A 20976-nucleotide genomic window follows, 5' to 3' on the forward strand; every position below is an offset into this window, starting at 1 on the left:
GCCCTCGGCCGACGGGTGTCCGCGCACACGTCTTTGGGGCGGCCACCCGAATTCGGGTGGCCGCCCCATCGACGTGTGCGCAAGCGCCCCGAAGGGGCGCGGGGAACTGCGCGACCGGCCACGGCCGGCCCGCAGTCGCCCACGACGCTCTAAAAAAGAGGCAAGGCTACTTGCCCTTGGCGGCTTCCTTCAGCTTCGAGCCCGCCGAGACCTTCACGCTGTACCCCGCCGGGATCTGAATCGGCTCACCGGTCTGCGGGTTGCGCGCGGTGCGCGCGGCCCGGTGGGTGCGCTCGAAGGTCAGGAAGCCGGGGACGGTGACCTTCTCGTCTCCCTTGGAGACGATGTCGCCGACGACCTCGGCGAACGCGGCCAGCACGGCGTCGGCGTCCTTGCGGGTCACCTCGGCGCGGTCGGCCAGCGCGGCCACCAGCTCACTGCGGTTCATTTTGTTACTCCCGTGTTCTTCTTGCCGTTGAGGCGTGCCACGCGGCGGAGCCGCATGTCGGGCACGGCCAAGCCGATGCTGCCAGGTTCCTCGGTGGGTCCCCGGACCCGGGTCCCTCGTCAGACCCTCGCGCCCAGGGACGCATCCTGCCTCTACCTGCGGCGGTAATGCCAATCCGGCACCCGCAGGAGTCGTGAGAACACCCCGGGGAGTCACACGAAGAGCGCCACGGCCCGGCCGCCACCCTAGAGGGCGGCCGGGATCTCCGGGTGCCCCGACGCGCCGGTTCCAATCGGCCGTGGCGATCCTCACAGCCCCCGTGGCGCCGGTGGCGCCGGGTTCCCTACGAGGCCGACGACCCCGCCGCCTTCGCCGCGTCGCGCACCGCGCCGGCGACGGCTCCGGCGACCTTGTCGTTGAAGACGCTGGGGATGATGTAGTTCGGGTTGAGCTCGTCCTCGGTGACCACGTCGGCCAGGGCCTGGGCGGCGGCGAGCATCATCTCGGTGTTGACGGTGCGGGACTGGGCGTCGAGCAGGCCGCGGAAGACGCCCGGGAAGACCAGCACGTTGTTGATCTGGTTGGGGAAGTCGGAGCGGCCGGTGGCCACGACGGCCGCCGTCTGACGGGCGATCGCCGGGTCCACCTCGGGGTCGGGGTTCGCGAGCGCGAACACGATCGCGTCCTCGGCCATCGCGGCCACGTCGGCGCCGTCGAGGACGTTGGGGGCGGAGACGCCGATGAAGACGTCCGCGCCGCGCACCGCCTCCTTCAAGGTGCCGGTGAGGCCCTCGGGGTTGGTGTTGTCGGCGATCCAGCGCAGCGCGGAGCCGGGGGCGGCGTCGACGAGATCGGCGCGGCCGGCGTGCACGACGCCGTGGATGTCGGCCACCACGGCGTTCTTCACCCCGGCGGCCAGCAGCAGCTTCAGGATGGCCGTACCGGCCGCGCCGGCGCCGGACATGACGACCCGGATGTTCTCGATGGCCTTGCCGGTGACCCGCAGGGCGTTGGTCAGGGAGGCGAGGACGACGATGGCGGTGCCGTGCTGGTCGTCGTGGAAGACGGGGATGTCGAGGGCCTCGCGCAGCCGGGCCTCGATCTCGAAGCAGCGGGGGGCGGAGATGTCCTCGAGGTTGATGCCGGCGAAGCCCGGGGCGATGGCCTTGACGATCTCCACGATCGCGTCGGTGTCCTGGGTGTCCAGGCAGAGCGGCCAGGCGTCGATGCCGGCGAACCGCTTGAACAGGGCCGCCTTGCCCTCCATCACCGGCAGCGCGGCCTTCGGTCCGATGTTGCCCAGACCCAGCACCGCGGAGCCGTCCGTCACGACCGCAACGGAGTTGCGCTTGATGGTCAGGCGGCGGGCGTCCTCGGGGTTCTCCGCGATCGCCATGCACACCCGGGCCACGCCCGGCGTGTAGACCATGGACAGGTCGTCACGGTTGCGGATGGGGTGCTTCGACGCCATCTCGATCTTGCCGCCGAGGTGCATCAGGAACGTACGGTCGGAGACCTTGCCCAGCGTGACGCCCTCGATGCCGCGCAGCTGCTCGACGATCTCCTCGGCGTGCGAGGTGGAGGAAGCCGCGATGGTGACGTCTATGCGGAGCTTCTCGTGGCCGGACGCGGTGACGTCGAGGCCGGTCACCGAGCCTCCGGAGGACTCCACGGCCGTGGTGAGCTGCGATACGGCGGTTCCGCTCGCGGGCACCTCCAGCCGGATCGTCATCGAGTAGGAGACGCTGGGCGCCGTTGCCATGGCCGACTTCCTCTGCTTTTACCGTGCTGCTCAATGTGCCGTCCGATCGTCGCACCTACCCCTGAGTACGCGGTAGCCGCCCTGGATTGCGGACGTTTTGTTCATCGGCTCATATCGGCATGCGGAAGAAGTATTCCAGCAGACGGAAAGAAGCGGGCAAGAAAAGAGGCCCACCTCACATCCCGTGAGGTGGGCCTCTCCCAGGCCTGAGTGACACCGACCCGCCATGCTCGCCTCGCGGCAAGTGGTCGCTCGAAGCGACTAAGGTTGGGCCCGGGGGCTTGGATCGGGCCGGTGCCACGTTCAAGGCTAACAAACGGATCGGGTGAGGCCATTCCCGTGGCGCAACCCTTTTTTCCCCGGGCGCCCCTCGGCCCCTCAGTCCCTCAGCAGATCCGGCACCCCGGCCGCGTCCGGCTCGTCGCGGTCCGCCGAGACCACGGTCAGCTGCTGCGTGGCCCGGGTCAGGGCGACGTACAGGACCCGCAGTCCCGCCGGGGACTCGTCGGCGATCTCCGCCGGGGAGACCACGACCGTCGCGTCGTACTCCAGGCCCTTGGCCTCCAGGCTGCCGAGCGCCACCACGCGGTCGCCGAGCCCGTCGAGCCAGCGCCGGGCCTCCTCGCGCCGCTGCATGGCGACGACCACGCCGACGGTGCCGTCCACGCGGTCCAGCAGCCGGGCCGCCTCCGCGCGCACGGTCTCGCCCGGCGCGCCCTGCGCGACGCAGAAGCGCGGCTCCACACCGGTGGAGCGCACCGCCCTCGGCGACCGCGACCCCGGCATGGCGAGGGCGAGGACCTTCGACGCCAGCTCGGCGATCTCGGCGGGGTTGCGGTAGTTCACGGTGAGCTCGAAGCGGCGGCGCGGGCGGCTGCCGAGGGCCTCGTCGCGGGCCTGGGCGGCCTCGTCGGGGTCGGACCAGGAGGACTGGGCCGGGTCGCCGACGACCGTCCAGGTGGCGTGCCGGCCGCGGCGGCCGACCATGCGCCACTGCATCGGGGTGAGGTCCTGGGCCTCGTCGACGATGACGTGCGCGTACTCCACCCGCTCCTGGGCGAGCCGCTCGGCCCGCTCCCGCTGCGTCTCCTCGCGCACCGGCATCAGCTCCTCCAGACCGGTGAGCTGGTCCAGCGGGTCGAGCTCGCGCTTCCTGCGGGGCCGGGCGGGGGCGCCGAGGATCGCCTGCAGCTCGTCGAGCATGGCGATGTCGTGCACGGAGTACCCGTCCCGCTTCAGCGAGCGGGCCACCTTGCGGACCTCGCCCGGGTTGAGGAGGCGCCGGGCCCAGCGGCCGAGACGCTTCTCGTCCGCCATGGCGTCCAGGACGGCCGCCGGGGTCAGCTCCGGCCACCAGGCGTCGAGGAAGGCGGTGAAGTCGTCCTCGGAGGTGACGTCCTCGTCGAAGGAGGCGCGCAGCTCCGCGGCCAGCTCCGGGTCGGTGTGCCGCTTCCCGGCGCCGGAGCGCTCCCACAGGGCGTCCAGGAGCAGCTTGCGGGCGCGGGGGCGCAGCAGGTTGACCGGGGCGGTGCCGCCGAGGGCGGTGCGGCGGACGGCGTCCAGTTCCTCCGCCTCCAGCTCCAGGCGGCGGCCGAAGGCGACGACCCGCAGCCGCTGTGGTGCGTCGTGCCGCTCCAGCGCTCCGCGCGCGGCCTTCCGCAGCACCTTCAGCATGCGGTACGAGCCCTTGGCCCGGGCCACCGACGGGGAGTCGTACAGCGCGGCCTCGGCGCCGTCGACCAGCGAGCCGACGGCGCGGATGGCGACCTGGCCCTCCTCGCCGAGGGAGGGCAGCACCCCCTCGGTGTAGGCGACGAGGAGCGGGGTGGGCGAGACGATGAGGATGCCGCCCGCGTAACGGCGCCGGTCCTGGTAGAGGAGGTAGGCCGCGCGGTGCAGGGCGACGGCGGTCTTGCCGGTGCCGGGGCCGCCCTCGACGTACGTCACCGAGGCGGCGGGGGCGCGGATCACCAGGTCCTGCTCGGCCTGGATGGAGGCCACGATGTCGCGCATGGTGTGCGTACGGGCCTGGCCCAGCGCGGCCATCAGGGCGCCGTCGCCGATCACCGGCAGCTCCCGGCCGTCCAGGGACGCCGTCAGCTCGGGACGCATCAGGTCGTCCTCGACGCTCCGGACCCGGCGGCCCTTGGAGCGGATGACGCGGCGGCGCACCACCCGGCCGGGGTCGACCGGGGTGGAGCGGTAGAAGGGGGCGGCGGCCGGCGCCCGCCAGTCGATGACCAGCGGGGCGTAGTCCTCGTCCAGGACGCCGATCCGGCCGATGTGCAGGGTCTCGGCGATCTCGGCGGTGTTGTCGGGGCGCACGGCGCCCTCGGCGGGTTCGACGGCGGTGTACGCGCCGTCGGGGCCCTTCCTGCCGTCCTTGCCGGGCAGCAGGTCGATCCGGCCGAAGAGGAAGTCCTCGTACTCGTTGTTCAGCCGGTTGAGGTGGACGCCGGCCCGGAAGACCTGGGCGTCCCGCTCGGCGAGGGCGCCGGGCGTTCCGACCTGGCCGCGCCGGGCGGCGTCGCGCATGAGGAACTCCGCCTCGTGGATCTTCTCCTCGAGGCGCCGGTACACCCGGTCGAGATGTTCCTGTTCGACTCGGATCTCCCGGTCGCGGACGGAGTCGTGAACCGGGTCGACCGCGGTTCCCTGTTGAGCCTGAGCGGCCACCGGGCCCCCTTCTGACGTGCTGGGCAGCCGTCAACCGTACGCGAAGGGGGCCCCGGAAGGCTACGCGTCGACCTCGACGAGCAGCTTGCCGTCGAAGGTCATGACCTGGAAGTGGTCGATCTCGTTCGGCTGGAAGGCGGCTCCGCCCTGGACGTACAGCGGCTGCTTGGCCTTGTCCGACGTGGCGTCCGGCAGTCCGTAGCCCTCGCCCGGGACGGACCAGGAGGTGACGGTCTCCCGCTCGCCGTTCTTGCCGACGGCGATCAGCGAGCACTTCTGCTCGCCCTTGACGTTCTTCAGCTCCAGGGCGGTCTCGGTGCCCCAGAGCTTCTTCTCCAGGGCCACGGTCGCGGTCACCCTGGTTCCGGGGTCGGTCGCCATGATCTTGTCGGAGGCCTGGTCGAAGGCCTCCTTCGCCGGGTTGGCCGCGAGCGTCCGGTCGGCGCCGCCCCCGCCCCCGCCCTCGTCGCCCCCGCCGCTGGCCGCCACGGCCACGAACGGACCGCTGATGATCAGCGCGCCGGCGGCGGCCACCATGTAGAAGTTGCGGCGGCGCTTCCTCGCCCGGCGCTCGGCCACCTCGTCGACCAGCTTCTCCACCACGCGCGGGGAGGGCTTGGCGGACAGCGACTCGCCCAGCGCGGGCGTCCCGGTGCCGGGCAGGTCCGCGAGCGCGGCCAGCATCGGCTCCATGCCGGCGAGTTCGTCGAGCTGCTGGGCGCACCACTCGCAGGTCGCGAGGTGCGCCTCGAAAGCGGTTGCTTCGGCGTCGTCGAGGATGCCGAGGGCGTAGGCGCCGACGGTCTCGTGCTCGTTCGGCACCGGAGATCCCTGCATGGGACCAGACATACCCGTGCCGCCCTCTCCGTATCCCCCGTAGACCCTCGTCACGCCGTCACCCCCCGCTCCTCCAGAGCCAGCTTCATCGACCGCAGGGCGTAGAAGACCCGGGAGCGGACGGTGCCGCTGGGTATGCCGAGTGTCTGCGCCGCCTCATTGACGGTACGCCCCTTGAAGTACGTCTCGACGAGTACCTCCCGGTGGGCCGGGGTCAGGTCGTCGAGCGCGTCCGACAGCGTCATCAGCCACAGCGCCTTGTCGATCTCGTCCTCCGCGGGGATGACCTCCAGCGGCGACGGATCGACCTCCTGCGGCCGGGCCTGCCGGCTGCGGTGGCCGTCGATGACGATGCGCCGGGCGACCGTCACCAGCCAGGGGCGTACCGAACCGGTCGCCCGATTGAGCTGACCGGCGTTCTTCCAGGCACGGATGAGCGTTTCCTGAACGACGTCCTCGGCGCGCTGCCGGTCTCCGGCGACGAGCCGCAGGACGTAGGCCAGCAGAGGTCCGGCGTGCTCGCGGTACAGCGCGCGCATCAGCTCCTCGTCCGGCTCCGAGGGCTGTGGGGACATGCGATGTCGGGCCCTCGCTCCACGTTCATTGGCCACGGCCGCATCCTTGCGCACGCCCACCTCCGGTGTCCGGGGGATTCCCCGTCGGTCGCTCGACAACCGGTACGGACGGTGCGGGGCGGGTGTTCAAAGCGGGGTGACGGTTTTCGGCGGGGCCGCGTGACGACCGGGACATGAACCCACAATCCCCCCGCCACTTCTTTACATTTCCGACACGACGCGGGGTGTGACGCCGCTCACAACGCAGGGGTGGCGAAGTGCGCCGTGACCGACGTCACTTCGGCGTCCCCCCGCGACCGGCACCCGCACGCCGCGCCGCGCACCCCGGAGTCCGGTTACGCGCGGGCGAGGGCCGCGCGCCTGCGGTGACGGGCCACGCGCTCGCGATTGCCGCAGACCTCGCTGGAGCACCAGCGCCGCCGGCGCCCCCGGGACGTGTCGACGTACACGATCGGGCAGTTGTCGCCCTGGCACTCCCGCAGGCTCGCGCGCGCGACGGGATCGGTGAGCAGGTCCACCGCGTCCCGCGCGACCGCCGCGAGCAACGCGGCCCGGCCGGGCGGGCCGTCCAGACGGCGCACCAGCAGGCCGTCCTCACCGGGCACCGCGCGGGGTGCCGGGGGCGCGGCACGGGCCAGCTCGTTCACCCGGGCGAGCGCGCGGTCGTACGAGGGGACACCGGGAGCCGTCCGGCCGCGCACCAACGGGGCGAGCCGACCGCGCAGTTCGCGGAAGGCGGCCGGCCAGGAGGCGTCGGCGTGGGCCAACGGGGTGCCCGCGGGCACGATCCCGGAGCCGGTGATCCAGGCGCGCAACGCCTCCACGGAATCCAGCCGTTCCCCGGGGTGGGCGGTCGCGAGCAGGTCCAGACAGACCCGCCCGGTGTCGAACCGCAGCTCGTGGGGCGCCGTGACCGTACCCAGTGCCATGTTCCTGCCACCGCCTAGGGTGGCCCCGCGCGAGGGGGCCGGTGAGCGATCCGGGAAGCCGTTCCCTCCCACAGTGCCCGCCCGCACCGGACCCCGGAACCCCTCCGGCCGCCCGGTCGCCGCCCGGGCGGATCCTCGCTCACCCGCGGGCCGCGCCGGACGCCGCGCCGTCCCGTTCCAGGATGATGTGCGGGGACAGCGCGCGCAGGAAGTCGGGCGCGTCGAAGACCGCGCCGGCGGAGACCACTCCGGTCGCCCGGGTCCGTCCCGTGAGGATGCGGTCGAGCGCCTCGACCGCCAGCGGCGCGGTGACCGCGTAGATGTCCCGGCCCCTCGCCACGGCGCGCCGTTCGACGGCGCCGGAGCGCACGACGGCGTCGACGAGGAAGGTCTGCCCGGACCGTCCGGACCCGTCGGCCGCGGCCGGCGCCGGCGTGTCCGGGGCCGCGACGTCCCGGGCCGCCTCGACCGCCATGTAGGTGCGCACCTCGGGGACGGCCAGGTGGCTGGGCACGGTGACGACGTCGGCCATCGTGAACTCGCCGATGACGGGCCGGGGGCCCATCGGGGCCGGGAAGGGCCACTCCAGCGTGGGCAGGTCGTCCCGGTGGTACTCCAGCCGTCCGTTCCGGTACCGGACGCCGCGGCCGTTCCGCCGCTGCCGGGAGACCGCGCCGGCGACGCGCGTCCCGGCGGTGGGGTGCCAGCCGCTCAGCCCGTAGGCGATGTGCGCCTCGTCGGCCGCCGTCCAGTCGCCCATGGCGGCGGTGACCAGCAGGTCGCCGAGGCCGCCGTAGAAGGCCATCGCGGGGACGACCAGCGCCCCCGCCGCCCGGGCGCGGTCGGTGAAGTGCGTGAACGTGTCGGCGTTGGCCTCGATCTCGGCCGCCACGTCCACGTACGGGATCCCGGCGCGCAGCGCCGCCTCGATCACCGGGGCGGCCGTGGTGGCGAAGGGCCCGGCGCAGTTCACCACGGCGGCCGCGCCGGCCAGCGCGCGGTCGAGCGAAGCCGGGTCGTCGACCGACGCGGGGCGGGCCTCCAGCCCGGTCCCGTGCGCCAGCGGCTCCAGCTTGCCGGCGTCGCGGCCGGAGAGCACCGGGGCGAACCCGCGCTCCCGCAGCTCCGCCACCACGAACCGCCCGGTGTGTCCGTACGCGCCGTACACCGCGATCCTGGGCGCCGTCGTCATGGGTGCTTCCTTCGCTCGCGTGCCCTGTGCTGCTCCGTCACGGCCATCCTGGCGGGGGGCGGGTGCCCGCACGAGTGTCCGGAACGACACGCCCCGTACACTTCCGGACGTGGACACGGTTGCGCTGGCCGTCACCGACGGGATGCTTCACTTCGAACTGGCCCTGGCCCAGGAGGTTTTCGGCTCCGCTCCGGACGGCGTGCCGGGCCCCTGGTACGACCTCGTCGTCTGCGGGCCCGGCCCGGTGCGGGCCGGGCGGTTCCTGCTCGAGCCCGATCACGGACTCGACCGGCTCCCCCACGCCGACACCGTGATCGTCCCGGGCTGGGCCGACGTCGACGAGGCCCCGCCCGCCGAGCTGGTCGACGCGGTGCGCGCCGCCCACGGGGCGGGCGCACGCCTGGTCTCCCTGTGCACGGGGGCCTTCGTGCTGGCCGCCGCCGGCCTGCTGGACGGACTGCGCGCGACGACGCACTGGGCGCACACCCGGACACTGGCCGACCGCCATCCGGCGGTCGAGGTGGACCCGGACGTCCTCTACGTGGACAGCGGCAGCGTGCTCACCTCCGCCGGCAAGGCCGCCGCCATGGACCTGTGCCTGCACCTCATCCGCCTCGACCGGGGCTCGGCGACCGCCAACAAGGTCGCCCGCCGCCTGGTCGTGCCACCGCACCGGGACGGCGGCCAGGCCCAGTTCATCCCCGCCCCGGTTCCCGCCCCGGGCCACCACCCCCTCGCCGACCTGCTCCCCTGGGTGCTCGAACGGCTCGACCGGCCGCTGACGGTGGAGGACCTGGCCCGCCGGGCGCGGATGAGCTCCCGCCACCTGGGCCGCCACTTCAGGGCCACGACCGGTACCACCCCGCTGCAATGGCTGCTCACCCAACGCATCCGGCGCGCCCAGGAGTTGCTGGAGACCACCGACGACAGCGTCGACGCCGTCGCGGCCGCCACCGGCATGGGCACCGCCACCACGCTGCGCCGGCACTTCAACCGCACGGTCGGCCTGCCCCCGCACGCCTACCGCCGCGCGTTCCGCACGCGCGGCCGCTCCGGCCCCGGGGAGCCCGGACCGCCCGCTGCCCCGTGACGCTCCCACCGCTCCGGGCCCGGGCGCCGGCTCACCCGTCCGCGTCGTACTTCGACTCCGCCGACGGGTCCAGGGCGAGGCGGTAGCCGCGCTTGACGACCGTCTGGATCAGCTTCGGGGCGCCGAGGGCGGCGCGCAGGCGGGCCATCGCGGTCTCCACCGCGTGCTCGTCGCGGCCCGCGCCCGGAAGGGCGCGCAGCAGCTCCGCGCGCGGGACGACCCAGCCGGGCCGCCGGGACAGCGCCCGCAGCAGTGCCATCCCGGCCGGCGGTACGGGCCTGAGCGCGCCGTCCACCAGGACCGCGTGCCCCCGGATCTCCACCCGGTGCCCGGCGACGGGCAGCACGCGGGCGCGGGCGGGCAGTTCCCGGCAGAGCAGCTGGACCAGCGGCCCGAGCCGGAAGCGTTCGGGCTGCACCGTGTCGACGCCGCGGGCCTGCAGCGGCAGCGCGGTGACCGGGCCCACGCAGGCGGACAGCACGTCGTGGCCGAGCGCGGCGAGCAGGTCGTCGAGCAGCCCGCGTTCCTCCGCGCGGGACAGCAGGGACGCGGCGGCGGGCGCGCTGGTGAAGGTGACCGCGTCCAGGGTGCGGGCGACGCATCCGTCGATGAGGCGGTCGACGGGGCCGAGGTCCTCCGGCGGCAGCCACCGGTAGACCGGCACCCCCACCACCTCCGCTCCCCCGGCCCGCAGCGACTCCACGAACCCGGGCAGCGGCTCGCCGTGCAGCTGCACGGCGACGCGCAGTCCGTCGACGCCCTCCTCCAGGAGCCGGTCGAGCACCTCGGCCAGCGACTCCGACGCCGGCGACCACTCCTCGGTCAGCCCGGCGGCCCGGATCGCGCCCTTCACCTTGGGTCCGCGCGCCAGGATCCGCACCCCGCGCAGCCGCGCCAGCAGGTCCTCGCCGAGACCCCAGCCGTCGGCGGCCTCCACCCAGCCCCGGAACCCGATGGCGGTGGTGGCGACCGCGATGTCCGGGGCCTGCCCGATGATGTCCTTGGTGGCGGCCAGCAGCTCGCTGTCGTCGGCGAGCGGCACGATCCGCAGGGCCGGGGCGTGCAGCACGGCGGCCCCGCGCCGCTCCAGCAGCGCGCCCAGCTCGTCGGCCCGGCGCGCCGCGGTCACCCCCACGGTGAACCCGGCGAGGGGCCCGTGTTCCGGCGGCTGCTCTTGTTCGTCGTCCATGGCTCTCGTCCCGGCTCGAGTCGGCGTACCACGGGGAGGAGCGGCTCCGCCTCCCCGCCGGTCGAGCCTGTCAACGATGCGTGACAGGCTCGGTTCGGCTTCATGTCACCAGTGTTACGTCACGTCGTGTCACACGTCGGCGTAGCTGAGCTGCGGCTTCTCCTCCGGAGCCGGGCCCGCGCCGTCCGGACGGGCCGCCGGGCGGCGAAGGTATACCGCCCAGGTGACCGCGAAGCAGACCGCGTAGCAGGCGAGGAAGGCGACGAACGCGCCGGTGCCGGAGCCGTAGGAGAGGAAGGACTGGCGGAAGGCCAGGTTGATGCCGACCCCGCCCAGCGCGCCCACCGCGCCGATCAGTCCCATGGACGCGCCCGACAGCCGCCGCCCGTACGCGGCCGCCTCCTCGCCCACGAGCCCCCGGGCCCGTGCCTTCGCCTGGAAGATGCCGGGGATCATCTTGTACGTCGACCCGTTGCCGAGGCCGGTCAGCACGAACAGCACCACGAAGGCGGCGGTGAACAGCGCCAGTGACTTCTGCATGGAGGCGACGATCAGCACCGCCGTCGCCGCGCCCATCGCGACGAAGTTCCACAGCGTGATCCGCGCGCCGCCGTACCGGTCGGCGAGCGATCCGCCCACCGGGCGGATCAGGGAGCCCAGCAGCGGGCCGATGAAGGTGACGTAGGCGGCCTCGAGCGGGGTGCGGTCGAACTGGTTCTGCAGCACCTGCCCGAAGGCGAAGCTGTAGCCGATGAACGAGCCGAAGGTGCCGATGTAGAGGAACGCCATGATCCAGGTGTGCGCGTCCCGGGCGGCGTCCCTGGCGGCGCCGGTGTCGTTCCTCACCGAGGCCAGGTTGTCCATGTACCGGGCGGCGAGCACGGCGGCGACGACGATCAGCGGGATGTAGACGCCGAGCAGCACGCGCGGTCCGCCGCCCGCGCCGATGATCGCGAGGGCGGCGAGCTGGATCACCGGGACGCCGATGTTGCCGCCGCCGGCGTTCAGACCGAGCGCCCAGCCCTTCTTCCGCAGCGGGAAGAAGGCGTTGATGTTGGTCATGGAGGAGGCGAAGTTGCCGCCGCCGATCCCGGCCAGCAGACCGACCAGCAGGAACGTGGAGAAGGACGTCCCCGGCTCCATCACGGCGAACGCGGCGACGGTGGGCACGAGCAGCAGCCCCGCGCTGATCACCGTCCAGTTCCGCCCGCCGAAGACCGCGACGGCGAAGGTGTACGGCACCCGGACCACGGCGCCGACCAGCGTGACCACGGAGGTCAGCAGGAACTTGTCGGCGGGCGTCAGCCCGTACTCGGGGCCCATGAAGAGCACCAGCACGGACCACATCGTCCAGACGGAGAACCCGATGTGCTCGGACAGCACGGAGAAGGCCAGATTGCGGCGGGCGGTCCTCTCCCCGCCGCGGTTCCAGAAGGTCTCGTCCTCCGGATCCCACACGTGAATCCAGCGGCCGCTGCGGACTGTCATGAGGCCTCCACTGCTCTCCGGGGGCGCGGGCGGTGCCGCGAGGGGCTGGTCCCGAAGGTAGGGAGGGGGCGTTTCGGTGCTGTGGCAGGCGGTGACCGGGAGGGAACGTTGCGCTCACCCGGGGCGGAGGCCGGGTGAGAGGTGCGTCCGTGCCGTCAGTCCCGGCGCGCCCCCCTGCCCGGCCGGGACCGCTCGCTCCTGCTCCCGTTCGGCCACAGCCTCGGCCTGCGCTTCGCCGCGAGGTCCTCGACCCAGCCGACCGCGAGCACGGTCAGGCCGATGAGCGGCCAGACGAGGGCGAACATCCAGAGCGTGTAGGCGCTGTCCAGGGCGCCCATCGCCCGCTCGCTCTGCATGAAGGGCAGGTCGTAGGCCAGGTCGATGATCGGCACCGTCGCCATGATCAGCAGGTTGTGCCACAGGTAGATGGTGACCGCGCGGTTGTTGGAGAGGGTCACCAGCCTGTCCCACTTCGCCAGCCGGCCCGGGAGCTCCTGCCAGGACGGGGAGTACTGGAGCAGGATCACCACGAAGCCGAACGACCAGGCGGCCTGGGCGAGGGGGATGTCGTTGAGGTCCCAGCCCTCGGGACCCAGGTGGTTCGAGGCCCACCAGAGGCCGAAGGCCATCACCAGGGACGCGCAGGACACCGAGACGTACCGCGGGATCCGCTTCAGCATGCCGTCGTGGTGGGCGAAGCCCAGGACCCAGCAGCTGCCGTAGACCGCGAAGTCGGTGACCGCGTTGCCCGTCTCACCGGGGACCGTCACCAGGCCGGTGCCGACGACCGCCGTCAGCCCGAGCGGGGCGAGCAGCGTCGGCCAGGGCGCCCGGCGGAACGCCCACAGCAGCAGCGGCGAGGCGATGACGAACCACAGGTAGGCGCGCAGGTACCACAGCGGTCCGATCGCCTGGTCGGCCCAGGTGCCCTCCAGCCAGTCCAGCGGGGCGCCCGCCTCCCAGGGGTAGGGCGGTGCGCCGATCGGAACGAGGTAGTTGAAGAGCTTGACCAGGCCCCAGGCGCCGCCGCCCTGGTCCGGGTCCTCGCCCGGGTCCCAGCCGCCCGCGAACAGCAGCACCAGCGCGACCGCCGCGAACGCCCACATGGGCGGCAGGAGGCGGCGGACGCGGCTGCGGATCACGCTCAGTGCCGGACGCTTCAGCGAACGCGCCATCAGCGAGCCGGCCAGCGCGAACATCACGCCCATCGACGGGAACAGCACCGTCAGCCAGGCCCAGCCGAAGAGGTGGTACACCACGACGCGGACCAGGGCGACGGAGCGCAGCAGGTCCAGGTAGCGGTCGCGTCCCGGCTTCCCGGGCGCCGGGGCGGGCGCGGCCCCGGGCGCCGGCTCGGCCGTGCGCTGCCGGGGCACCGGAGACGGCGTCTCCGCGGCCGTGCCCGTGTTCCCCGCGTACGGCGCTCCGTAGGGGCCCGTCGGCTCCGGGCCCGCGCCCGTGCCGGTCGTGTATCCGTGGGTCATGCCACGGGCCTCCGATCATCGCTGTACGGGGCGCGCTGACTGGGCACCGCTCCGACCACGGGCGCCTCGACGACGCCGGTGCGCCGCAGCTTCTGCCAGCGCAGGCGGCCGCCGGTGAGCGCGGTGATCCAGGACTGGAGCAGCACGACGTACATGAGCTGGCGGTAGAGGATCTGCTGCAGCGGCAGCGAGATCAGGTGGGTCATGCGTTCCCGGTCGAGGCGGAAGGCGAAGGCCGCGCAGACCGCCTGGATGGCGAGGACGCCCAGCCACGCCACGATCGTCTTCTGGGTCGGGCCGAAGACGATGCCGTAGAGCAGGAAGACGTCGATCAGCGGGGCCAGCAGCGGGGCCACGATCATGAACAGGGAGACGAAGGGCAGGCCGATGCGGCCGAAGCGGCCCGAGGGGCCCCTGTCGATCACCGCGCGGCGGTGCTTCCAGATGGCCTGCATGGTGCCGTACGACCAGCGGTAGCGCTGCGACCACAGCTGCTGGACGGACTCCGGGGCCTCGGTCCAGGCGCGGGCGTTCTCGGCGTAGACCACGCGCCAGCCGGCGCGGTGCAGCGCCATGGTGACGTCGGTGTCCTCGGCGAGGGTGTCGTCGCTCATGCCGCCGATGGGCTCCAGGGCGGAGCGGCGGAAGGCGCCGACCGCGCCGGGGATGGTCGGCATGCAGCCGAGGATGTCGTACATCCGGCGGTCCAGGTTGAAGCCCATCACGTACTCGATGTGCTGCCAGGCGCCGATGAGGCTGTCCTTGTTGCCGACCTTGGCGTTGCCCGCCACCGCGCCGACCCCGGGGTCGCCGAAGGGCTGGACGAGTTCGCGGACGGTGGACGGTTCGAAGACGGTGTCGCCGTCCATCATCACGACGATGTCGTACCGGGCGTTGGCCAGGCCCCGGTTGAGCGCGGCCGGCTTGCCCGCGTTGAGCTGGCGGATCACCCGTACGTTGGGCAGGCCCATCGCCTCGACGATGCGGGCGGTGCCGTCGGTGGAACCGTCGTCGATGACGAGGACCTCGATCGGGTGCTCGCTCGCCATCAGGGAGTTGACGGTGTTCTCGATGCACTTGGCCTCGTTGTACGCCGGCACCAGCACCGTCACCGGTTCGGTGACCGGCGGGCCCCAGCGGAAGTCCTTGCGGCGGACCCGGCGGGCGTGGACGCCGGAGAGGAGGAGCATCAGCACGAAGCGGCCGATGACCAGGGTGCCGATGATCGCGAGGCCGACCACCAGGACGCCGGTGACGTGCTCCGAGGCCTGGACCAGGAAGATCCACGCCTTGCCCTTCCAGAGTTCGGCGCCGGCGACCGGGCTGTGCGCGCTGGGCGCGTCCAGGGCCTCGGTCAGGTTGTCGAACTCGTAGCCCCTCTCCTTCAGGTCGGGCAGGAACCTGTCGAGCGCCGCGACGGTCTGGCTGCGGTCGCCGCCGGAGTCGTGCATCAGGACGATGGCGCCCTTGCCGCCCTCGGGCGTGGCGCGGCGGATGATCTCGTCGACGCCGGGCCGCTTCCAGTCCTCGCTGTCGGTGTTGTTGACGACGGTGAGGTAGCCGCGGCTGCCGATGTACTGGGTGACCGGCCAGGTCTCGTTGTCCATGGCCTCGGCGAAGGAGGAGTACGGCGGGCGGAAGAGCGAGGTGCGGATGCCGGCCGCGCCGGTGATCGCCAGCTGGTTCTGCGACAGCTCCCAGTCGATGCGCTCCTTGGACTGGAGGGCGAGGTCCGGGTGGTTGAAGGTGTGCAGGCCTATCTCGTGGCCCTCGTCGACCATGCGCTGGACGAGGTCCGGGTAGCGGGAGGCCATGGTGCCGGTGACGAAGAAGACCGCGTGCGCGTCGTGCTTCTTCAGCACGTCGAGCACCCTCGGCGTCCAGGTCGGGTCCGGGCCGTCGTCGAAGGTGAGGACGAGGCGGTGGTCGGGCACGCTCAGGCTCTGGACCTTGCCGGCGCGGGCGTCGATGACCGGGCCGCCCTCGAGCACCTCCTCGGGCACCTGGGTGGTGGGGGCGGGCCTCTGGACGCGGTGGTCGGCGAGGATCTCGCTGTGCACGTAGCCGCGCAGCATGAGCATCGCCGCCAGGGCGACCAGGACGAGCACCGGGAGCAGCAGGCGCAGGGGCACGCGGCGGCGCGAAGGGCCGCCACGGGGCTGGCGGGCGGCCCGGTGGCGGTGGGAGCGGGATGCCATCAGAGGACGTTCTCCGGGGATGGTGCGGTGGGGGTGGTGGACGTGTCCTGCCGGGTGGCGGAGCCGTCGGCGACGACGACCGGCTGGTCGGCGGGGGCACCGGCGACGCTGTCGGTGCCGTCGGCCTCACCGCCGCCGGTGGGGGCGGTCGTCACGGGATCGGGGGTCTGCGACACCGGCTGGTCCACGGGCTGCGGGCTCGCGGGGCCGTCCGGGGTCGTGGTGGCGGCGTCGCCGTCACCGTCGGTGGACGGTGCCGCGGGGTTCCCGCCGGCCGACGTCGCCGCCGGGTCGGCGGCGTCCGGCCGGTCCGCGACGCCGCCCGTCCCGCCGGCCGCGGGCGCGGTGGCACCGGGCGCGGGCGGGGTCGGGGAGCCGGTGGCCGGCGTGGCGCCCGGGACGGCCTCGGTGCCGGGGACGGCGTCCGTCCCGGTGGGCTGCGGTGTGGTCTCCACCTGCCCGGCGGGCTTGTCCTCCTGGCCGGGGACGGGCATCCAGGGGGCGTCGGAGCTGCCGGACAGCAGGGTGGCGACCATGACGACGGCGTAGCCGGCGCAGGCGAGGCCGACGGCCAGGCCGATGCGGCGGTAGAGCCGGATGCGGCGGCCGGACTCGTCGACGAACACGGGCCCGCCGGCGGCGTCCTGCCGGCCGGCGGCGTGGGCCGGGGCACGGCGCAGCTCGAGGCCTTCCCCGATCTGCACGGAGTCCAGCTGGACCGTCACCTCGTGCGGGTCGTGGGTGGCCTCGGCGGAGCCGCCGGCCTCTTCCTGCCAGGGGTCGCGGACGGGGGTGCGGGAGGTCACCGGGGCGCCGGGTCCGGGCACGGAGGCTCCGGGGACCGGCGGCAGGACGGCGGTCCCCGGGTCCGACGGCGGGCGCCGGAAGGCCGTCGGGGAGCCGGCCGCTCCGGGGCCGTCCGAGGGGCGCGGGCCGCCGCCCGGCCGGGAGGAGGGGCCCGGCGCCTGCGCGCCGGGGGTGCCGCCCAGGTCGCGGGGGACGCGCAGGACGGTGGTGCGTTCGGTGTCCCAGGGGCCGTCCGGCCCGCTCCGGAACGGCGCCGGCCGGCCCGGCGCCGCGGGGCCGCGGGTGTCGCCGGTCCGCGGTCCGGGCCGGACGGGGGGTTCCGCGCGGTGGGCGGCGTCGGGCAGGACCCGGGTCCTGTCGTCGCCGCCGGGGAAGGTTCCGAGGGGGACCCAGCGGTCCTCGGGGGAGCCGGCGCCGGCCTCGTGCGGATCCGCTGCGGGCCCGGCGGGCTTCCCGCCCAGAGGCAGGACCCGGGTCTCCCCCAGGTCCTCGTCCCCGGCGGTCCTCCCGAAGCCCCCTACGGCCTCGGACCGCTCGGGTTGGGCGTCTTCTCGCCACTTTTCCACACGCACGCACTTCCCCCCACAGGACACCTCCGGTGCGCGTACGACCCGAGCATCCGTCGACGGACCGGGCCCCCACCCGCTCCGGGCGCCCCGCTTATCACACTGGGCTCGGGCGTCGAATGTAGCGTACGTGGAGGTTCTGTGTTCCCGGGGCAGCCATTCTTATCAGGAGTGAGACATCACCGGGCCGCCATCACGACAATATCTCTCTCCGGCAGCCACCACTCGATCGGCCGCCGCAACCACCCCTCCTCCGCGGCGACGAAGGCCGCGGCCCGCCGCAGGGCGTCCAGAGCAGGATGAACCAGCCCTTTCCTCCACACAAGGGACACAGGGGACAGGGGAACCGGGTCCACGAGGGGGCGCAGCACCGTCGAGGGCAGTGGCGGGAAATCGACCACGGCGAGGATCGGGTGGCGCGTCCTGGCCATGATCCGCCGGACCTCCTCCTCCCCGACGGCCAGCGGCGCGGGCGGCGCGAGCGTGATCCCCCGCCCCTCGAACAGCGACCGCGCGAGGTCCGTCCACTCCGGCGTGCGGGGGTTCCCGGCCCCCGCGTAGACGGTCTCGCCGGCCAGCGCCGCCAGCGGCACCTCGGGCAGCGCGGCCAGCGGATGGTCCTCGGGCAGGACGACCGCCATCGGCTCGTGGCGCACCGGCTGCTGGTCCAGCCCGGCCCGCAGGGCGGGGGCGAGGCCCGCGAACCGCCCGAACGAGGCGTCGAGCCGCCCCGCGAGCAGCTCCTCCGCTGCCCCGGTCAGACCGCTCTCGTAGCGGGCCATCAGTTCGTGGTCGGGGGCGAGCTCGCGGGCCCGGTGCAGCACCCGGCGCGAGGTGGTGAGACCCGGCGAGTTGAGGTCGACCAGCAGGGGCCGGGTCTCTCCGGCGGCGGCGAGCAGGTCGTCCTGCGCCCGGAGCACCGCGCGGGCGTACGGCAGCAGGCGTTCGCCGTCGGCGGTCGGGGTCACCCGGCGGGTGGTCCGCAGGAACAGCTCGCAGCCCAGCTCGCGCTCCAGCCGCCGTACGTCCCGGCTGAGCGCCTGCTGGGCGACGAAGAGGCGTGCGGCGGCCCGGGTGAAGTGCAGCTCCTCGGCGACGGTCACGAAGGCGCGCAGCAGGCGGGGGTCGGGGTGGGCGGGCATCCCGTGAATTTACGTCACAGGTGCGTCAATCGGAGCCGGGAAGGTGTTGGACCTGCCGTACGGCCGCGGGCGACGGTGGCGTCATGCCTCAGCCGACCTCCCGGGACACTCCCCTGCTCACGGTCACCGCCGACACCCCGGTCGCCGTCGACTTCGGCCCGCGCGGGCGGAGCGGGCCCCGCGCGAAGGGCCCGTACCGCCGTCTCCTCGCGGTGCCCGGCGCCCGCGCGTTCACGGCGGGGAACCTGGTCGCGCGGCTGCCGATGGGCATGTTCAGCGTGAGCGCGGTCGTGATGATCGCCGGGACGCGGGGCTCGTACGCCCTGGCCGGCGCCGTCACCGCGACGGGCCTGGCGGCGACGGCGGTGGTCGCGCCGTGGACCGCGCGCCTGGTCGACCGGTACGGGCAGGCCCGGGTCGCGCCGCCGGCCGCGGTGCTCGCCGTGCTCGGCTCCCTCGCGCTGCTGCTCTGCGTGCGGCACGGCGCCCCCGACTGGACCCTGTTCGCCTCCTACGCCGCCACCGCCACGACCCCCAACACCGGCGGGATGTCGCGGGCCCGCTGGGCGCACCTGCTGAAGGGGGACGCCGAGGCCCTGCACACCGCGAACTCCTTCGAGCAGGCCGTGGACGAGCTGTGCTTCATGCTCGGGCCGGTGCTCGCGGCCTTCCTGTGCGGGACGTTCTTCCCGGAGGCGGGCACGCTCGTGGGCGCCGTGCTGCTGCTGACCGGGGTCCTGCTGTTCACCGCCCAGCGGTCGACCGAGCCGCCGGCCGCACGGCGCTCCTCCGCGCGGGCGCCGCTGCGGTCGCCCGGCGTGCGGCCGCTGCTGGTGGTCTGTCTCGCGACGGGCGCGGTGTTCGGCGCGCTGGAGGTGGTGACCCTCGCGTTCGCGGACGAGCGGGGGCACCGCGCGGCGTCCGGCGCGGTGCTCGCCCTCCAGGCGGCCGGCTCCTGTGCGGCGGGGCTGCTGTACGGGGCGGTGCGCCCGGCGGGCTCCGCGCGGTCCCGGCTGCCGTGGTGCCTGGCCGCGATGACCGCGCTGATGACCCTGCCGCCGCTCGCGGCCGGGCTCACCGGTTCGCTGGTGCTGCTGGCGGGGGCGCTGCTGGCCGCCGGGATGGCGACCGCCCCCACCATGGTCACCACCATGACCCTGGTCCAGCGGTACACGCCCGGGGACCGGCTGAACGAGGGCATGACGCTCGCGGTGACCGGTCTGCTCGGCGGGATCGCCTGCGGCAGCGCGGCGGGCGGCTGGACGGTGGAGCACGTCTCGACGCCGGCCGGGTACGGCGTGCCGGTGGCGGCGTCCGCGATCGCCCTGCTCGTGTCCCTCTGCACCCTTGCGCCGTTCGGGTCGTCGAACCGCTCCACCGATTCCCTCCCGAGCCATTGACGGTCACGGGTCCCGCACATACCTTCACCCGTCGAAGCGCTTCGAAACCGCTTTCTGCCTCCCCACGGACCGTGCAGACGAGGACCCCCGATGGTGAAGATCACGGATGTGGCCCGGCGCGCCGGGGTCTCCCCCAGCACCGTCTCGTACGCGCTCAGCGGCAAGCGTCCGATCTCCGACGCGACCCGGCTCCGGGTCCAGGCCGCCGTCCGCGAGCTGGGCTACCGCGTGGACGGCGGTGGCCGGGGCGCGGCCGGCCACCGGTCGAAGGTGCTGGCCCTGGCGGTCCCGATGCGCTCCGGCATCCATGTACCGGTGGTCACGCAGTTCGCGGTCTCGGTGGTCACCGCCGCCCGTGCCCACGACCACGACGTGCTGCTGCTCACCCAGGGCGAGGGCGAGGAGGGCCTCGGTCACGTCGCACGGGCGGGTCTGGCGGACGGGGTGATCGTGACGGACGTACAGCTCCAGGACCCCCGGCTGCCGTTGCTGCGCTCGGTGTCCCTGCCGTCCGTGTTGATCGGCGTGCCCGCCGATCCGGACGGGCTGACCTGCGTCGACCTGGACTTCCGGGCGGCCGGTGAGCTGTGCGTGGACCATCTGGCGCGGCTCGGGCACCGGGCGGTGGCGCTGGTCGGCTCGCCGCCGGAGGTGTACGTGCGGCGCACCGCGTTCGCACGGCGGCTGGTGGAGGGCTTCACGACGGCCGCCGACCGGCACCGGCTCGCCTCGGTCGTGCACCCGTGCGGGACCGGCCGGGACGCCGCCCGCGCGATCGCCGGGCGGCTGGTGCGCGAGCTGCCCGCGCTGACCGGGGTGGTGGTGCACAACGAACCGCTGGTCGATCCGCTGATCGACGCCTTCGAGGAGCTGGGCCTGGGCGTCCCCGGTGATCTGTCCCTGACCGCCGTCTGCCCGCCCCCCGTGGCCGCGTCGGCCCGCGTCCCGGTCACCTCGGTGGCCGTGCCGTCGGCGGAACTGGGCACCCGCGCGGTCCACCTCCTGGTGCGGAAGCTGTCCGGTGGCCCCGTACCGGGGGCCACCCTGCTGCCGCCCCGGCTGACGGAGCGGGCGAGCACGGCGCCGCGCGGGGTGTGACGACCGGGTCCGGACCCGGCCCCGTCCGGACGCTCCCCGCCTTCCCGGGCGCACGACAAAGGCCCCGTCGCTCGTCGCGACGGGGCCCGTGCCCA

General features: G+C 73.9%; 16 protein-coding genes. 3 read left to right on the forward strand and 13 right to left on the reverse strand.

The window, feature by feature from the left end; genetic code table 11:
- Positions 1–166 precede the first annotated feature (166 nt).
- The 7 genes from ABTY20_RS27985 to ABTY20_RS28015 form a co-directional block, all read right to left on the reverse strand.
- Entirely contained in the window at positions 167–448 is a 282-nt protein-coding gene (locus tag ABTY20_RS27985) for an HU family DNA-binding protein (protein ID WP_004987462.1), read from the reverse strand.
- A 343-nt stretch (positions 449–791) separates the two neighbouring features.
- The gene (locus ABTY20_RS27990) at positions 792–2210 is read right to left on the reverse strand and encodes an NAD-dependent malic enzyme (protein ID WP_351999835.1); all 1419 of its coding nucleotides are present in this window, start codon (positions 2208–2210) and stop codon (positions 792–794) included.
- A gap of 378 nt (positions 2211–2588) precedes the next feature.
- Positions 2589–4886 carry a HelD family protein gene (locus tag ABTY20_RS27995; RefSeq protein ID WP_351999836.1) on the reverse strand — a complete coding sequence of 766 codons (2298 nt, stop codon included), beginning with the start codon at positions 4884–4886 and terminating at the stop codon, positions 2589–2591.
- 60 nt (positions 4887–4946) lie between these two features.
- A complete protein-coding gene (locus tag ABTY20_RS28000; protein ID WP_351999837.1) occupies positions 4947–5723 on the reverse strand; it encodes an anti-sigma factor family protein in 777 nt (258 codons plus the stop codon).
- Between the two features lie 50 nt (positions 5724–5773).
- A complete protein-coding gene (locus tag ABTY20_RS28005) occupies positions 5774–6358 on the reverse strand; it encodes a sigma-70 family RNA polymerase sigma factor (RefSeq protein WP_351999838.1) in 585 nt (194 codons plus the stop codon).
- 275 nt (positions 6359–6633) lie between these two features.
- Entirely contained in the window at positions 6634–7227 is a 594-nt protein-coding gene (locus ABTY20_RS28010) for a CGNR zinc finger domain-containing protein (protein WP_351999839.1), read from the reverse strand.
- 139 nt (positions 7228–7366) lie between these two features.
- On the reverse strand, positions 7367–8419 hold the full coding sequence (locus ABTY20_RS28015; RefSeq protein ID WP_351999840.1) for a saccharopine dehydrogenase family protein: 1053 nt from the start codon (positions 8417–8419) through the stop codon (positions 7367–7369).
- A 109-nt stretch (positions 8420–8528) separates the two neighbouring features.
- Here ABTY20_RS28015 and ABTY20_RS28020 point away from each other — a divergent pair, with 109 nt between their 5' ends.
- Complete coding sequence (locus ABTY20_RS28020; RefSeq protein WP_351999841.1) at positions 8529–9509, forward strand: helix-turn-helix domain-containing protein; 981 nt, start codon at positions 8529–8531, stop codon at positions 9507–9509.
- 31 nt (positions 9510–9540) lie between these two features.
- On the opposite strand, the gene ABTY20_RS28025 is transcribed toward ABTY20_RS28020, so the two are convergent.
- The 6 genes from ABTY20_RS28025 to ABTY20_RS28050 all read right to left on the reverse strand — a co-directional run bounded on the left by ABTY20_RS28025 (position 9541) and on the right by ABTY20_RS28050 (position 18383).
- On the reverse strand, positions 9541–10698 hold the full coding sequence (locus tag ABTY20_RS28025; RefSeq protein ID WP_351999842.1) for a uroporphyrinogen-III synthase: 1158 nt from the start codon (positions 10696–10698) through the stop codon (positions 9541–9543).
- 129 nt (positions 10699–10827) lie between these two features.
- Entirely contained in the window at positions 10828–12186 is a 1359-nt protein-coding gene (locus ABTY20_RS28030; protein ID WP_351999843.1) for a nitrate/nitrite transporter, read from the reverse strand.
- A gap of 155 nt (positions 12187–12341) precedes the next feature.
- Positions 12342–13670: an acyltransferase family protein gene (locus tag ABTY20_RS28035; protein ID WP_351999844.1), complete on the reverse strand. Its 1329-nt coding sequence runs from the start codon at positions 13668–13670 to the stop codon at positions 12342–12344.
- Complete coding sequence (locus ABTY20_RS28040; protein ID WP_351999845.1) at positions 13667–15868, reverse strand: bifunctional polysaccharide deacetylase/glycosyltransferase family 2 protein; 2202 nt, start codon at positions 15866–15868, stop codon at positions 13667–13669. The genes ABTY20_RS28035 and ABTY20_RS28040 overlap by 4 nt, the downstream gene beginning before the upstream one ends.
- Complete coding sequence (locus ABTY20_RS28045; protein WP_351999846.1) at positions 15868–17241, reverse strand: hypothetical protein; 1374 nt, start codon at positions 17239–17241, stop codon at positions 15868–15870. Before ABTY20_RS28045 ends, ABTY20_RS28040 begins: the two co-directional genes overlap by 1 nt.
- 179 nt (positions 17242–17420) lie before the next feature.
- On the reverse strand, positions 17421–18383 hold the full coding sequence (locus ABTY20_RS28050; protein WP_351999847.1) for a LysR family transcriptional regulator: 963 nt from the start codon (positions 18381–18383) through the stop codon (positions 17421–17423).
- A gap of 83 nt (positions 18384–18466) precedes the next feature.
- On the opposite strand from ABTY20_RS28050, the gene ABTY20_RS28055 reads away from it, so the two are divergent.
- Together ABTY20_RS28055 and ABTY20_RS28060 are read left to right on the forward strand one after the other, a co-directional pair.
- Positions 18467–19783 carry an MFS transporter gene (locus ABTY20_RS28055; protein ID WP_351999848.1) on the forward strand — a complete coding sequence of 439 codons (1317 nt, stop codon included), beginning with the start codon at positions 18467–18469 and terminating at the stop codon, positions 19781–19783.
- Between the two features lie 90 nt (positions 19784–19873).
- Positions 19874–20881, forward strand: coding sequence for a LacI family DNA-binding transcriptional regulator (locus tag ABTY20_RS28060; protein ID WP_351999849.1), 1008 nt, complete (start codon positions 19874–19876; stop codon positions 20879–20881).
- The last annotated feature ends 95 nt before the right edge of the window (positions 20882–20976 follow it).

Source organism: Streptomyces sp. NPDC126497 (genome assembly GCF_040302425.1).
Taxonomy (GTDB): Bacteria; Actinomycetota; Actinomycetes; order Streptomycetales; family Streptomycetaceae; genus Streptomyces.

Excerpts from the sequence above, each read along its gene's own strand:
- ABTY20_RS27990 (WP_351999835.1), bottom strand. The coding sequence starts at position 2,210 with ATGGCAACGGCGCCCAGCGTCTCCTACTCGATGACGATCCGGCTGGAG.
- ABTY20_RS28060 (WP_351999849.1), top strand. The coding sequence starts at position 19,874 with ATGGTGAAGATCACGGATGTGGCCCGGCGCGCCGGGGTCTCCCCCAGC.
- ABTY20_RS28015 (WP_351999840.1), bottom strand. The coding sequence starts at position 8,419 with ATGACGACGGCGCCCAGGATCGCGGTGTACGGCGCGTACGGACACACC.
- ABTY20_RS28050 (WP_351999847.1), bottom strand. The coding sequence starts at position 18,383 with ATGCCCGCCCACCCCGACCCCCGCCTGCTGCGCGCCTTCGTGACCGTC.
- ABTY20_RS28000 (WP_351999837.1), bottom strand. The coding sequence starts at position 5,723 with ATGCAGGGATCTCCGGTGCCGAACGAGCACGAGACCGTCGGCGCCTAC.
- ABTY20_RS28030 (WP_351999843.1), bottom strand. The coding sequence starts at position 12,186 with ATGACAGTCCGCAGCGGCCGCTGGATTCACGTGTGGGATCCGGAGGAC.
- ABTY20_RS28025 (WP_351999842.1), bottom strand. The coding sequence starts at position 10,698 with ATGGACGACGAACAAGAGCAGCCGCCGGAACACGGGCCCCTCGCCGGG.
- ABTY20_RS28010 (WP_351999839.1), bottom strand. The coding sequence starts at position 7,227 with ATGGCACTGGGTACGGTCACGGCGCCCCACGAGCTGCGGTTCGACACC.
- ABTY20_RS28040 (WP_351999845.1), bottom strand. The coding sequence starts at position 15,868 with ATGGCATCCCGCTCCCACCGCCACCGGGCCGCCCGCCAGCCCCGTGGC.
- ABTY20_RS28035 (WP_351999844.1), bottom strand. The coding sequence starts at position 13,670 with ATGACCCACGGATACACGACCGGCACGGGCGCGGGCCCGGAGCCGACG.
- ABTY20_RS27985 (WP_004987462.1), bottom strand. The coding sequence starts at position 448 with ATGAACCGCAGTGAGCTGGTGGCCGCGCTGGCCGACCGCGCCGAGGTG.
- ABTY20_RS28055 (WP_351999848.1), top strand. The coding sequence starts at position 18,467 with ATGCCTCAGCCGACCTCCCGGGACACTCCCCTGCTCACGGTCACCGCC.